Consider the following 13695-nt stretch of genomic DNA (forward strand, 5'->3'; position numbering starts at 1 on the left):
CGTCACAGGGGCGGTTCGGCGTCGGCCCAGGGCCGGGCCGCCTCCAACTGCGCGGCCAGCGCCAGCAGGGTGGGTTCACCGCCGAGCCCGGCGACGAACTGGACGCCCAGCGGCAGCCCGGACGTGGTCGTGTGCAGCGGCACGCTCATCGCGGGCCGTCCGGTGATGTTCGCGAGCTGGGTGAACGGCACCGGCGCGAGGTTCGCGATGAGCTGTTTCTGCCACATCGGGGTCTTCGCGGCGTGTCCGGCCAGGCCCAGGCGGAGCGTGATCTCGCCGACCAGGCGCAGCGGCAGCGGGGTGTCCAGGGCGCCGACCGGCAGCGGCGGGCCGGAGAGCACCGGCGTCAGCAGCAGGTCGTAGCGGGCGTGGAAGGCGGCGAGGGCGCGGGTGTAGCCGTTCCAGCGCTCCAGCGCGGTCAGGTACGCCTCCGCCCTGACCGACCTCGCCGCGCCCGCCAGCAGCCGGGTGTCCAGCTCGAAGTCGCGCGGGCGGGCGCCGCCCTCACGGCGGATCCTCGCGACGGTCGCGGCGGCCTCCGCGCCCCACATCATGAGGAAGTCCTGGGCCATCCGGACGCCGTCGATCTCCGGCTCGGCGGGCTCCACGTCGTGCCCGAGTTCGGTCAGGAGCGCGGCGGCCGACTCGACCGCCGTGACGGCCTCGGCGTCCACGGGCGTGCCGAGCGGCGAGCGTGAGGTGAACCCGATCCGGAGCCGTCCGGGCTCGCGCCGCGCGAGTTCCGCGTACGGGGTGTCGGGCTTCGCCGTCCGGTAGGGGCCGCCCGGGTCGTCGATCGCGGTCATCACGTCGAGCAGCGCGGCGCTGTCGCGGACCGTCCTGGTGATGACGCCCTCGGTGGCCGCGCCGTGGAAGTACTCGGCGTAGCCGGGGCCGCACGACAGCAGGCCACGGCCCGGCTTCAGGCCGAACAGGCCGCAGCAGGCGGCGGGGATGCGGATCGAGCCGCCGCCGTCGCTCGCGCCCGCCGCCGGGACGACGCCCGCCGCCACCGCCGCCGCCGAACCGCCCGACGAGCCGCCGGGGGTGTGCGCGAGGTTCCACGGGTTGCGGGTCGGCCCGTGCGCCTCCGGCTCCGTCACGGACTTCGTGCCGAACTCGGGCGTGTTCGTCTTGCCGAAGACCAGCAGCCCGGCGTCCAGCCAGCTCCGCACCACCACGCTGTGCTCGGCCGCGACGTGCCCGCGCAGCGCGCGGGAACCGCCCGTGGTGGGGGTGCCCGCGTAGTCCTGGGTGAGGTCCTTGATGAGGAACGGGACACCGGCGAGCGGCCCCGACACCCCGGCCCGCGCCCGCTCGCGGGCGAGGTCGTGCATCGGGTGGACGATCGCGTTCAGCCGTCCGTTGACCTCCTCCGCGCGGGCGATCGCCGCGTTGAGCGGCTCGTCAGGGGCGAGCTCGCCCTTGGCGACCAGCTCGGCGATGCCCACGGCGTCCAGGCTCCGGTATTCCGCGTACTCCACGCCCACCCGTCCCTTACGGTGTCCGATTCGCGAGCACTATAGGCCCGGAGCCCGGCGCGCCGACACCCCCGGCGGCGCGGATCAGGAAACACTCTTTGCCCTGACATGACGGGGCATGACCCGAGATCTCCGGGTTATCTCCCCCGGCGGCGCGACACTGTTGAGAAGAGGCTGACGTGCTACAGAGGCCCAGCCCGTCCGAACCCGAGGGAGCACCCATGAAAGCCGCAGTGGGAGACCGCCTCGTCCTCCTGGGCCCCGACGACCACACGCACGACCGCGACGGCGAGATCGTCGAGATCCCCGACCCGGGAGGCGCGCCGCCCTACTACGTCCGCTGGGAGGACACCGGCCGCCGCACCCTCATCTACCCGGGCCCCGACGCCCGCGTCCTGGCCCGCCACTGAGCCCCCGGGCCCGTCAAACACAGCCTGGGAGCGGCCGCTCCCGACGAAGTCGGGGTCGCGAAGCGGCCACCGCCGGGCCCAATCGAACACGGCCCGGGGGTGGCCGCTCCCGACGAAGTCGGGGTCGCGAAGCGGCCACCTCCGGGCCCATCGAACACAGACCGGGACCGCTCGGCACGGCGCGGCCAGCACCGGCACCGAGCGGTCCGCCAACCCCCGGTGTTCCTCCTGTGCCCGTCTCCGGACGGGCCTTTCGCGTGCGCGCCGGATCGGTGGACCGCGTGATCTCCCCGGGGTTAGGGTCGGCGGGCGGGGGCGGCACGGCACCCGCGCTACCGGTCTCTGCCGAAGGAGGACGCGATGACCGAACAGGCTGCCGCAGGGGCGCTGGTCTGGGGGGTGAAGGCGAGTTTCCGCGACTATGTGCGGCGCGCCGAGGGGGAAGTCAAGATCACTGCCGGGGCGGAGGCGGCGGGCGACGCGTTCGCCTTCACGCCGACCGACGAGAAGCTGAAGTTCGCGGGCGAGGTCGACTTCGACGCGCACGGCGGTATGCTCAAGGTGACGGTCGCCGACCCCTGGATCGAGCTGGCCGACGACGGCTCGGCGTCGCTCAGCGTCGTCAACCCGGCGCGGCTCACCACCGACCGGAGCCAGCGCCTCACCATCGCCACCCTCGGCGACTTCACCCCCGCCGGCGACGGCACCGCCAAGGCACCCGCCTACCTGACGATGAACGGCGTCTGGCTCCTCGGCAACGTCTACGGCCCCGGCGACGAACTCGACACCGTCACCTTCCCCTGGGACGCCTGACGCTTTCCGGCTTTTCCGGCCCGGGGCGAGCGCGCCCGCCCCACCGGCCGTCTCCCTCCGCTCAGGAAGCCGGGTCGGCTTCGGTCGTGGGGAGGGGGAGTGTGGTTTTGAGGGTGGTGAGGGAGGTTCTGAGGGCGGTGTGGAACGCGGTGATGGCGGGGTGGTCGTGGGCGCCTTCGCGGACGGCCATGAAGAGGGTGCGGGCCGGGGAGCCGGGCAGGGTGAGGAGCCGTCCCGGGATGGGCGTGGCGGCCCAGACGAGGTCGGGCAGGAGCGAGGCGGCGTGGCCGGTGGCGACGAGGCTCGCGTGAAACACCATGTCGGTGGACTCGAACCGGATGTCGGGTTCGAAGCCCGCGGTCCGGCAGACGGTCTGGGCCCAGCGGCGCGGTGACGTCCCAGAGGGCTCCATCGCCCAGGGCGCGGAAGCCAGGTCGGCGAGGTCCGCGGCGTCGAACGAGTCCGGGACGGCGAGGCGTAGCGGATCGCGTCCGAGCCGGTGCAAGGAGACGCCGGGGACGCGCGGCTGCGGCTGGCCCGGGTACTCCTCCCCCAGGACGACGTCGTAGTCACGGGCCGTCAGGGTGGGGATCGCCTGCTCGGGGTCGATCTGCCGGATGCGCAGCCGCAGGCCGGGATGGGAGCGGGCCAGGGCCGTCACCGCGTTCGGCACGAGGGTGAGCGCCGCCGTCTGGAACGCCGCGACGCGCAGCAGCCCCGTGACCTCCCGCAGCGAGGCGGCGAGGTCGGCTTCGGCGCGCTCCAGCTGGCCCAGAACGGTCTCGGTGTGCCGGACGAGGATCTCGGCCTGCTCGGTGAGCCGCACCCGGCGTCCGGCCTTCTCCAGCAGCGGCACGCCCGTCTCGTGCTCCAGCTGGGCGAGCTGCTGGGAGATCGCGGACGGGCTGTAGGACAGCGCCTCGGCGACGGCCGCGAGGGTGCCCCGGTGGCTCAGCTCGCGGAGCAGGCGCAGCCGGTGCAGGTCGAGCACGGCGCCTCCCTGACGCGGACGTCCCAATTCATCAGTTCAGCTTAAGGGTACCGCGCAGAAACCTTCGCTGGACCTGAACGATGTGCCCGGCCGATCATGGAGGCACCGCCTCTCCTTCTCCAGGAAGCCTCCCGTGAACCCCACCGCGCCCGCGCCTGCCCGGATCGCCGTCGGCACCGCACTCGTCCTCGTCTCCGTCACGTCGCTCCAGCTCGGCGCGGTCGTCTCGGCGTCGCTGTTCCCCACGGTCGGTCCGGCCGGGACCACGGTCCTGCGGCTCAGCCTCGCGGCGCTGCTGCTGCTCGCGCTGGTCCGGCCACCCGTCCGGAGCTGGGACGGGCACCGTCTGCGCTCCGCGCTCCTGCTCGGCGCCGCCATGGCGGGCATGAACGGCCTCTTCTACGAGGCGCTGGCGCGCATCCCCCTGGGGACGGCGGTCACGATCCAGTTCGCGGGACCGCTCCTCCTGGCCGCCGTCCTCGCCCGCAGGGCGCGCGACCTGCCCTGGGTCGTGCTCGCCGTCGCCGGGGTGGCGCTGCCGGGGCTGGGCCACGACGGCGCGGGCGGGCCCCTCGACGTCGTCGGAGTCCTGTTCGCGTTGGGCGCGGGCGCCTTCTGGGCCGCGTACATCGTCGCCGGCTCACGGCTGGCCGCCTCCGGCACGGGCGCGGGCGGCGTGGGCGTCGCGATGGCCGTCGCCGCCGTGCTGACCCTGCCGTTCGGCGTCGCCGGGGCGGGCACCACGCTGCTGCGCCCTGAGGTGCTCGCCTCCGGTGTGCTCATCGCCGTCCTGGGCTCGGCCCTGCCTTACGCGGCGGAGATCGCGGCGCTCTCCCGGGTCCCGAAGCGGACGTTCAGCGTCCTGCTGGCGTTGGAGCCCGTCATGGCGGCCCTGTTCGGGGCGCTCCTCCTGGACCAGCCGCTGACGCCCGTCACGGCGGCCGCCGCGCTCCTCGTCCTCACCGCCGCCACCGGCACCGCGCTCACCGCGCCCACCGAACGCAAGGCGCCCGTCACCCCCCTCCCCACCCCCGAAGAGCGTGCCCCGGCCCACGCCGGACGGGCCGCCTGACGACGAGCGGCCCGTCAGGAGGGGGTGTAGGCGGTGGGGGCGGGGCGGTGGGCTCGGGTGGCGGTGAGGGCGGCGAGGAGGAGGGTGGGCGGCTCGGACGTGGTGAGGGTGAGGGTGGAGGAGAGGACGGGGTGAGTGGCGGTCGCCACGAGGGCGTCGTCGGGGGTGGTGACGCGGTAGCGGGTGGCGAACGCGTTGGCGGTGACGGTCCAGGCCGTCGAGCCGAGGCGGGCGGTGAAGGTACGTGTCGTGAAGGTCGGGTCCTCAGGGGTGACGGTGCCCAGGAGCTCGTCGGCCCGGTGCACGAGGATGGGGGCGCCGGGCGACGGCTGGCGGATCGTCAGCGGCGGGCCCTGCTCCGGGACGAGCGTGAGCGTCCCGTCAGGGTGCCGGTGCAGGTGGGCGAGGAGGGCGCCGTCCGGGGCGACGCAGCGGAGGTCACGCATCGGGACGCAGGGTCAGCTCGCGGAGGGCGGTGAGGCTGCGCGCGCCGCAGCGGTCCCCCGGAACGGCCAGGGTGGGCCCCTCGACGTCGAGCGGGCGGCCGTCGCGGGAGAGCGCGACGAGGACGGGCACGGCCCCGAACTCCGGGTCGATCTCGCCCCACGACAGGACGGCGCGGTGGCCGTCGTCGGCCCGCAGCGACAGCAGGAACCGCAGCCGCGCCTTGCGGTCGCCGCCCGCGAACACGGGGTCGGCCTCGCCCACGACGTCCAGGAGCAGCGGGCCCGCGAACCGGTGGTGGCGCGCGCCCGCCCTGCGGCAGGAGAACACCACGTCGCAGGCGTGCTGCGGCAGCGCGCGCAGCTCGGCCATGGCGAGCGCGCGCGGCGCCCGCACCGCCCCGCCGATCCGCAGGCACGGCGTGCCGTGCGGCGCTGACGTCGGGCCCACCCGACCACCCCCAGGAAGCTCGCAGGTTCAAGGGCCAGCCACCCTTTCACCTAGCATTATCCATGGAATCAAGGGGGCTTTCCTAGAGCCTGCCAGCGCGGGGCGGTCAGCCCGAGGCGGCCTGGAGGTCGAGCGCGATGTCGATGATCATGTCCTCCTGGCCGCCGACGAGGTTCCGGCGGCCGACCTCGACGAGGATCGTCCGGACGTCCACGCCGTACCGGGCGGACGCGGCCTCGGCGTGCCGCAGGAAGCTGGAGTAGACGCCCGCGTAGCCGAGCGTGAGGGTCTCGCGGTCCACCTGGACGGGCCGGTCCTGGAGCGGCCGGACGAGGTCGTCGGCGGCGTCCTGGAGCGCGAACAGGTCGCAGCCGTGGTCCCAGCCCTGGAGGTCGGCGACGGCGACGAACGGCTCGATCGGGCAGTTGCCCGCGCCCGCCCCGTGCCCGGCCAGCGACGCGTCCACCCGGGTCACGCCCTCCTCGACCGCGACGACGCTGTTCGCGACGGCCAGGGACAGGTTCTGGTGGGCGTGGATCCCGAGCTGCGTCTCCGGCTCCAGCACGTCACGGTAGGCCCGGACGCGTTCGCGCACCCCGTCCATGGTGAGCCGCCCGCCGGAGTCCGTGACGTAGACGCAGTGCGCCCCGTAGGACTCCATCAGCTTCGCCTGCCGGGCCAGCTCGGCGGGCGGGGCGAGGTGGCTCATCATGAGGAATCCGGACACGTCCATGCCGAGGTCGCGGGCCGCGCCGATGTGCTGGGCCGCGATGTCCGCCTCGGTGCAGTGCGTCGCGATCCGGATCGAGCGGACGCCGAGCGAGTAGGCGTGCTTCAGCTCCTCGATCGTGCCGATGCCCGGGAGCAGCAGCGTCGTCAGGGTGGCCCGCGTGACGTTGGCGGCGGCCGCCTCGATCCACGCCCAGTCGGTGTGCGAGCCGGGGCCGTAGGTGACGCTGCCGCCCGCGAGCCCGTCGCCGTGCGCGACCTCGATGGCGGCGACGCCCGCGGCGTCCAGCGCGGCGACGATCCGGGCGACGTCGGCGGGCTCGATCCGGTGCCGGACGGCGTGCATGCCGTCCCGCAGGGTGACGTCCTGGATATAGAGGTTCGGGCTCATCGGTTTCCTTCCACGGCCCGTCGGGCCTGCGCGGCGATCCGCTCGGCGGCGCGCAGCGCGGCGGACGTCATGATGTCGAGGTTCCCGGCGTAAGCGGGCAGGTAGTGGGCGGCCCCCTCCACTTCGAGGAAGACCGACACCTGGGTGGTGACCGGCCCCGCGCCGTCGCCGAGGAGGGTGTGGAAGGGCTCGTCCGGGGCTATCGGGGTGAACTGCACCTCCTGCTTGAGCCGGTAGCCGGGGACGTACTCCGCGACCTCCGCCACGGTCCTCGCGACGGACGCGCGGATCTCCTCCGGGTCGGCGTCCCCGACGAGCGCGAACACCGTGTCCCGCATGATCATCGGGGGTTCGGCGGGGTTGAGGACGATGATGGCCTTGCCGCGTCCCGCGCCGCCTACCTGCTCGATCGCCTTGGACGTCGTCTCGGTGAACTCGTCTATGTTCGCGCGGGTGCCGGGGCCCGCCGAGCGCGAGGAGATCGACGCGACGATCTCGGCGTAGGCGACGGGCGTCACCCGGGAGATCGCGTGCACGACAGGGATGGTGGCCTGGCCTCCGCACGTCACCATGTTGACGTTGTCGGCGGCGGCCTCCAGGTGCGCGTCGAGGTTGACGGCGGGCACGACGTACGGGCCGAGCGCGGCGGGCGTCAGGTCGACGATCTTCTTGCCGTACGGGGCGAGCGCGGCGGCGTTCGCGACGTGCGCCTTGGCGGACGTCGCGTCGAAGACGATGTCGATGTCGGCGAACCCGTCCATCTTGATGAGCCCGGCGACGCCCTCGTGCGTCGTGGGGACCTTCATCCGGCGGGCGCGGGCGAGGCCGTCGGAGTCGGGGTCGATGCCGACCATCGCGCCCATCTCCAGGGTCTCCGACAGCCGGATCACCTTGATCATGAGATCGGTGCCGATGTTGCCGGAGCCGATCACCGCCACTTTGGTCTTCTTCATCGGTTCTCCTTGGCGAAAGCGGCGGTCACGGAACCGAGCGCGGACAGCTCGGCGCGCAGGACGGCGCCGGGGGTGACGGGCACCATCGGGCCGAGCGCCCCCGACAGCACCACCTGGCCCGCGCGCAGGGGCTCACCCAGCGCGCGCGCTGTACGGGCGAGCCAGACGAGCGCCTCCAGGGGGTCGCCGAGGCAGGCCGCCCCGGTGCCCTCGGAGACGAGCACGTCGTCGGCGTACAGCTCCATGACGACGTCCACCGGCGCGAACTCCTCAAGCGTCAGCCTCTTGTCGCCGAGGGCGTAGAGGGCGCTCGACCCGTTGTCGGCGACCGTGTCGGTGATCGTGATGTCCCAGTCGGCGATCCGGCTGTCCACGATCTCCAGCGCGGCGACCGCGTACGCGACGGCGTCCCGCACGTCGGCGACGCCGGTGACCTCGTGGTCGAGGTCAGCGCCCAGGACAAAGGCCACCTCCGCCTCCGCCTTCGGCTGGAGGAGCCGCCCGGTCGGGACCTCGCGGCCGGAGACGTCCATGTCGGCGAAGAGCACGCCGAAGTCCGGCTGGTCCACGCCGAGCTGCTTCTGCACGGCGGGCGAGGTCAGGCCGATCTTGCGGCCGGTGACCACCGCGCCCGCCGCGCGCCGCCGCTCGGCGAGGCGGCGCTGGACGGCGTAGGCGAGCGCCACGTCCGTCGTCCCCAGGAGATCGCGCACGGGGGCGCAGGGGGTGCGGGTCTCCTGGGCCGTCGTCAGGCGGTCCACGGCGGCGGTGACCAGGGCCACGTCCGGTGTGTCGGGGAGCGTCATGGGGTTCCTCGGGGTCGGTGGGATGGGTCCACCTTCGCCAAGCCGACCCGGCCGCGACCACAGACGCGTTCCACTGAGTGGAACCTTTTCTTCGCCGTTGCTCAGTCCGCGCGCAGCGCGGCCCGCCGCGCGAGCGTCCCGGCGATCCCGGCGGCCGCCGCCTTCACCGACGTCCGGTGCGCCTCGGGACGGAACCGGGTCGCCGGCCCGGTGACGCTCACCGCCGCGACGGGCCGGTCGAACGGGTCCAGCACGGGCGCGGCCACGCACACGATGCCGGGCGCGGACTCCTCGTACTCGAAGGCGACGCCCGTCTCGGCGATCCGCGCGACCTGGCGGCGCAGCAGCCCCGGCGCGGTGATCGTGCGGGTGGTGCGCCGGGTCAGCCCGCCCTCGACGACCACGCCGAACAGCTCGGGCGGCCCGAACGCCAGCAGCGCCTTGCCGATCGCGGTGCAGTACAGCGGCATCCGCCCGCCGATCCGGGACGGCGCGGCGGCCTGCCGGTGCCCGCCGATCTTGGCGACGTAGACGACCTCCGTGCCCTCCAGGACGCCCAGGTGGACCGTCTCGTGGGTGCGCTCGTAGAGGTCCTCCATAAAGGGCGTCGCGACCTCCAGCAGCCCGCGTTCGACCGACGCCCGCATCCCGAGCTGGAACACCTGCCCGCTCAGCCGGTACCCGCGCCCGGCCCGCTCCAGCAGCCGCACCTCGACCATCTCGCCCGCGAGCCGGTGCAGCGTGCCCTTGGCGATGCCGGTGCGCCGCGCCAACTCGGCGAGGCTCACCCCGGTGTCGTCGGCGGTGAACGCGTACAGCACCGCCGCGACCTTGCCCAGCACCGACTTCGGCCCGGCTCCGCCGCGCCCCGCCTCCGCGGCGTCCATGGCTCCCCCTCCGACCCGGCAGCGCCCCTCCCCCAGCCGAGTCTACGAACCGCCACGGACGAGCTGTGTTCAATGGGCCCGGAGGACGGCCGCTTCGCGACCCCGACTTCGTCGGGAGCGGCCACCCCCGGGCCGTGCTCGATGGGCCCGGAGGGCGGCCGCTTCGCGACCCCGACTTTGTCGGGAGCGTCCCGGTCCGTCACCGTCGCCCGTTTCTGTGACGCTCGGTGACACGTGCCACCCCCTCAGCACACAAACCTAAACAAATGGGATAAAGGGCCCCTAAGCGGTGACGGTTATGGTCGAAACAATCGGAAGGGCGTGGAAAACTGCTGCGATCGGTTCGGTGCGGGAGGGTGACGATGGGCGGCGGACGACGGGCCCCCGGCGATCTGGAGCGCGAGATCATGGCGGCGCTCCAGGCGGCGGAGCGCGCCCTGACCCCGCGCGAGGTCCGCGCGGCGCTCGGCGAGAGCCTCGCCTACACCACGGTCCTCACGATCCTCGTCCGTCTGGAGGGCAAGGGCGTGCTGGAGCGCGGGCGCCGGGGGCGGGCCTTCGCCTACCGGCCGGTGGCCGACGACACGGGCCTGGCGGTGCGCCGCATGCACCAGCTCCTGGACGCGCAGCCGGACCGCGAGGTGGTGCTGACCCGGTTCCTCGACTCGCTGTCGGCGGGCGACGAGGACCTGTTGCGCCGGATGCTGCACGACCTCGACACCCGCGACGACGACCAGGACCCCTGACGGTCCCCGCCGCGCCTTTTCCGACAAGCCCGCTACTACAGGGTTGTAGTGGGTTAGCCTGACCTCACCTCAAGCGGCACCGTGCCGCGCGAGGAGGGGAGGCTCCGTGGCCGACGGCCCCCGGCGTTCAGACCGAGGCGTGGATGAGCAGCTCGAACAGGTCGTAGACGCACTCGCCCGTCCAGATCACCGTGCTCACCGCGATGAGGACGGGCGCGGCGAGCAGCCAGCGGCGGGCGACGGCGGGCCCCATCATCGCCGCCATCCGGCGCGGCACCGCGCCCGACGGCGCGCTCATCGCGAGCATGCCCGCGGTGTTGGCGGTGCCCATGTCCTTGCGCGCGAGCGCGGCGCGGGCGATGGCCTTGGCGACGTCGCCGCGGTCGCCCGTCACGCGGGCCGCCTCCTCGTCGGCGGCGCGCTCGACCATGTAGCCGACGCGGCGGATGAGCGGCCACAGCGCGGGCTGCGCGTAGGCGGACAGCCGGGTCATCCACACGAGGCGGTGGTGGTCGCCGGACAGGTGGGCCCGCTCGTGCGCGAGCACCGCGGCGTACTCCCGGTCGCTGAGCGCGCCGCGCAGCCCCTCGGTGACGACGACGCGGCCGTCCTCGCCGGGGCGCCCCGGCAGCGCGAACGCCTCGATTCGGGCGTCGGGCAGCACGACGACCTCGCCGGTGTCGCCCAGGTCGTCCACCTGGGCCCAGGCGTTGCGCAGCGAGGCGCGGTAGCGGCGGTAGCCGAACGCGATGGCGATGCCGCTCAGCACCGCCCAGATGACGGAGGCGAGCGACACCCACGGCACGTGCGCGGTGTCGGCCTTGACGATCTCGTGCGACCAACCCCCGAAGGCCGCGACGGACGGCAGTTCGGTGACCGCCTTGAGCATGAAGACAAAGACGTTCACCGCGCTGGACGCGCCGGCGGTCACCGCCGACCAGGCGAAGATCCGGGCCGCGACGACGGGTTGGAGCCGGTCGGTCAGCACCCAGGTGCCGCACAGGACGAGGACCGGGACGGCCAGGACGGAGTAGGCGAAGTGGTCGAACATGCGCACCTCATCGGACGGGGGGAGCGGCCAGTTTCGCATAGTTGCGCGATGCCTGATCTACTACATACTCGTAGTAGTAGGGTCGCCTTACTTCCCCGTTCCCGGGGACGGGGAGGCGCGCCGGTCCGAGAGCGGGGTGAGGTGTTGGCTCCTCCTGTTGTGCCGCCCGCGCGGCGCACCGCCGGGCGGGCCCTGCCGCGCCCCGAGCTGCTGCCGTTCACGGGCACGCTGCCGCAGGTCGCGGCGGGCGATCCGGTGTGGTGCCGGGACGCGCTCGGCCGGGGCTGGACGCGCCGGGTCGCGCTGGACGGCCCGCGCTACGACCAGGCGCGGGCGCTGCGCACGTGCCGGCTGACCGTCCCCACCGCGACGCCCGACGACTACCACCGGCACGGGCTCGACGCGCCGTCGCTGAACTGGCCTGCGGAGGACGTGGCGCGGGCCGACCTGCCCGTCCCCGGCGCGATCATGGCGCCCGGACGGGCCTCGGCGGCCAGAACCGGGCGCTGACCCGGGTCGGCCGCGCCCGGCGGCGCTACCGGGGCTCGGGGAGCCGCAGGTCGGCGCTGAGCGCCTGGAAGAACTGGGCGGCGCGCGGGATCTTGTGCGGCTTGTAGCCGAACGCGGCGAAGCTCGCCTCCAGCGCCGGGGCGTCCGCGCCGTCGGCGACGAGCCGGAGCTGCTCGGCGTAGACCTCCCGCGCCCACCGGCGCAGGAACGCCCGGCGCGCCGCCTCGCCCCTGACGACCTCGGCCATCCGCGCGGGCACCACGGCGCCGTCGGCGTCCACGAGGCCCATCTGGGTGAGCAGGGCGAGCAGTTGCGGCCCGACGGACGGCGGGTATGCCTCGACGACGCTGAGGTCGACGCGCGGCGGCACCGGGCCGCCGCCCGCGAACTCCGCGAAGAACGCGACGAACGTCCGGTAGGAGAAGGAGGGCGGCATCCATGCCTCGGTCATCCGCTCAGCTCCTTCGGGTCGTGCGTGATCTCCGCACCATTGTGCACGCTTCCGGAGCCGCCGGAGAATTCACCCAGAGTTCACCGGCGCGGGCCGGGAGAGGCACGGTCAGATGAAGGCGTCGGTCAGGTAGCGGCCGTGGTGGAACCGCATGCGGGTGAGCCACTCCTCGGCCTCGGCCGGGGACGCGCCCGTCGCCTCGCGGTAGATCCGGGCGCAGGTGGCGTGCACGGCGGGGGCCATCCGGCGGCCGTCCCCGCAGACGTAGAAGACGGCGCCCGCGCGGAACAGCTCGACGACGTCGGCCCTGTCCCGCCAGAGGCGGTCCTGGACGTACCGGACGCCGTCGCGCGGCGCGGCGGAGAAGGCCGTCCTGACGTCCACGACGCCCGCCTCGGACCAGGCGGCGAGTTCGTCACGGTAGAGGTAGTCCACCTCGGGGTGGTCGCAGCCGAAGAACAGCAGGGCGGGGGCGGGCCGTACGCCCTCCTCCCGCGCGCGCAGGGCGCGGTCCTGGAGGAAGGCGCGGAAGGGGGCGATGCCGGTGCCCGCGCAGGCCATCACCATCGGCGTCGCCAGGGAGGGCGGTGGGCGGAAGGCGCCGGCCGACGGCAGCACGGTGACGGCGATGGGTGTGCCGGGCGCCGCGCGGCCCAGGTAGGCCGACGCCGCGCCTTCGGGGCCGCCGCCCGCCCGGCCGCCGACGAGGGCGACGGTGAGCGTCGCGCGGCCCGCGTGCCAGCGTGGCGAGGAGGAGATCGAGTAGCGGCGCGGCGCGAGCGGCGCGTGCATCTCCAGGAAGGCGGCGAAGGCCAGCGCGCACTCCGGGTGCCGCTCCAGCAGGTCCAGGACGGTGACGTGCCTTTCCAGCACCTCGGCGGTGTGGAGGGCGTCGTCGTCCGCGAGGGCGCTGAGCGCGTGCCTGGCCTTCGGGTGCGCGGCGGCCCGCGCGAGCCGCCCGATCTGGCCGCGCGTGGCGGGCCGGGACAGCTCGACGTACCCCGCGAGCAGTTCCCCCGCCGTCACGGGCGAGCCGACCGGCAGCGGTGAGTCCCCGCCCTCGGGGACGCGCAGGACCAGGCCCGCGTCCGGCGCGAGGCCGAACCGCGCCAGCGCGCGCTCCACCACGGCCTCCGGGTTGAGCGGCAGGACGGCGAGGTAGTCTCCGGGCCGGTAGGAGGCGCCCTCAGGGAGCGCGATCTCAAGATGCCGCTTGGAGCGTGCGCCCGGCGCCGCCATGTCCACCAGTTCACGGTTGGCCACGACGGTGCCCAGGCCCGCGCCGTCGCCGCGCGCGACAGGACCGCGCGCCCCGGCCACGAACTCGACCTCAAGCCGCGGCGCGGCGCGCGCGCCGAGCCCGGCGCGCCTGTCCCCCAGCACCTCCGCCACGTCGCCTCCCCCCGTGCGAGACCCGCCCGGAACCCCACGAGCCCCTCCCAACCGTCCATCCCCCGACGATCTCCCCCGAAACAGCGCCACGCGCTCCGCCCCAGCTCAGCCCACCCGC

General features: G+C 74.2%; 16 protein-coding genes. 5 read left to right on the forward strand and 11 right to left on the reverse strand.

Annotated features, from left to right (window positions below):
- Positions 1–2: 2 nt before the first annotated feature.
- Positions 3–1484, reverse strand: coding sequence for an amidase (locus LO762_RS11290; protein ID WP_230614548.1), 1482 nt, complete (start codon positions 1482–1484; stop codon positions 3–5).
- Between the two features lie 218 nt (positions 1485–1702).
- Between LO762_RS11290 and LO762_RS11295 the strand changes: the two genes are divergently transcribed.
- Together LO762_RS11295 and LO762_RS11300 are read left to right on the forward strand one after the other, a co-directional pair.
- Positions 1703–1891: a DUF1918 domain-containing protein gene (locus tag LO762_RS11295; protein ID WP_230614549.1), complete on the forward strand. Its 189-nt coding sequence runs from the start codon at positions 1703–1705 to the stop codon at positions 1889–1891.
- Positions 1892–2251: 360 nt separating this feature from the next.
- Positions 2252–2704, forward strand: a complete 453-nt coding sequence (locus LO762_RS11300; protein WP_230614550.1) for an HtaA domain-containing protein — start codon at positions 2252–2254, stop codon at positions 2702–2704.
- Positions 2705–2765: 61 nt separating this feature from the next.
- Here LO762_RS11300 and LO762_RS11305 read toward each other — a convergent pair whose 3' ends face one another.
- Positions 2766–3695, reverse strand: coding sequence for a LysR family transcriptional regulator (locus tag LO762_RS11305; protein ID WP_230614551.1), 930 nt, complete (start codon positions 3693–3695; stop codon positions 2766–2768).
- 133 nt (positions 3696–3828) lie between these two features.
- On the opposite strand from LO762_RS11305, the gene LO762_RS11310 reads away from it, so the two are divergent.
- Complete coding sequence (locus LO762_RS11310) at positions 3829–4767, forward strand: DMT family transporter (RefSeq protein WP_230614552.1); 939 nt, start codon at positions 3829–3831, stop codon at positions 4765–4767.
- A gap of 14 nt (positions 4768–4781) precedes the next feature.
- Here the strand turns inward: LO762_RS11310 and LO762_RS11315 are convergent, their stop codons facing one another.
- The 6 genes from LO762_RS11315 to LO762_RS11340 form a co-directional block, all read right to left on the reverse strand.
- On the reverse strand, positions 4782–5213 hold the full coding sequence (locus tag LO762_RS11315) for a hypothetical protein (RefSeq protein WP_230614553.1): 432 nt from the start codon (positions 5211–5213) through the stop codon (positions 4782–4784).
- On the reverse strand, positions 5206–5661 hold the full coding sequence (locus LO762_RS11320) for a hypothetical protein (RefSeq protein WP_230614554.1): 456 nt from the start codon (positions 5659–5661) through the stop codon (positions 5206–5208). The genes LO762_RS11315 and LO762_RS11320 overlap by 8 nt, the downstream gene beginning before the upstream one ends.
- A gap of 106 nt (positions 5662–5767) precedes the next feature.
- Positions 5768–6781 (reverse strand): 4-hydroxy-2-oxovalerate aldolase, encoded by a 1014-nt coding sequence (gene dmpG, locus LO762_RS11325; RefSeq protein ID WP_230614555.1) that lies wholly within the window; start codon positions 6779–6781, stop codon positions 5768–5770.
- Positions 6778–7734 (reverse strand): acetaldehyde dehydrogenase (acetylating), encoded by a 957-nt coding sequence (locus LO762_RS11330; protein WP_230614556.1) that lies wholly within the window; start codon positions 7732–7734, stop codon positions 6778–6780. Before LO762_RS11330 ends, dmpG begins: the two co-directional genes overlap by 4 nt.
- Positions 7731–8540 (reverse strand): 2-keto-4-pentenoate hydratase, encoded by an 810-nt coding sequence (locus LO762_RS11335; RefSeq protein WP_230614557.1) that lies wholly within the window; start codon positions 8538–8540, stop codon positions 7731–7733. Before LO762_RS11335 ends, LO762_RS11330 begins: the two co-directional genes overlap by 4 nt.
- A gap of 101 nt (positions 8541–8641) precedes the next feature.
- The gene (locus tag LO762_RS11340) at positions 8642–9427 is read right to left on the reverse strand and encodes an IclR family transcriptional regulator (protein ID WP_230614558.1); all 786 of its coding nucleotides are present in this window, start codon (positions 9425–9427) and stop codon (positions 8642–8644) included.
- A 362-nt stretch (positions 9428–9789) separates the two neighbouring features.
- Here LO762_RS11340 and LO762_RS11345 point away from each other — a divergent pair, with 362 nt between their 5' ends.
- Entirely contained in the window at positions 9790–10173 is a 384-nt protein-coding gene (locus LO762_RS11345) for a BlaI/MecI/CopY family transcriptional regulator (protein WP_230614559.1), read from the forward strand.
- Between the two features lie 127 nt (positions 10174–10300).
- Here LO762_RS11345 and LO762_RS11350 read toward each other — a convergent pair whose 3' ends face one another.
- On the reverse strand, positions 10301–11224 hold the full coding sequence (locus LO762_RS11350; RefSeq protein ID WP_230614560.1) for a M56 family metallopeptidase: 924 nt from the start codon (positions 11222–11224) through the stop codon (positions 10301–10303).
- 144 nt (positions 11225–11368) lie between these two features.
- Between LO762_RS11350 and LO762_RS11355 the strand changes: the two genes are divergently transcribed.
- Positions 11369–11734, forward strand: coding sequence for a hypothetical protein (locus LO762_RS11355; protein WP_230614561.1), 366 nt, complete (start codon positions 11369–11371; stop codon positions 11732–11734).
- Positions 11735–11759: 25 nt separating this feature from the next.
- Here the strand turns inward: LO762_RS11355 and LO762_RS11360 are convergent, their stop codons facing one another.
- Positions 11760–12185 carry a hypothetical protein gene (locus LO762_RS11360; RefSeq protein ID WP_230614562.1) on the reverse strand — a complete coding sequence of 142 codons (426 nt, stop codon included), beginning with the start codon at positions 12183–12185 and terminating at the stop codon, positions 11760–11762.
- Positions 12186–12293: 108 nt separating this feature from the next.
- On the reverse strand, positions 12294–13577 hold the full coding sequence (locus LO762_RS11365; protein ID WP_230614563.1) for a hypothetical protein: 1284 nt from the start codon (positions 13575–13577) through the stop codon (positions 12294–12296).
- Positions 13578–13695 lie beyond the last annotated feature (118 nt).

The sequence above is a fragment of the Actinocorallia sp. API 0066 genome (genome assembly GCF_020991275.1).
Taxonomy (GTDB): Bacteria; Actinomycetota; Actinomycetes; order Streptosporangiales; family Streptosporangiaceae; genus Actinocorallia.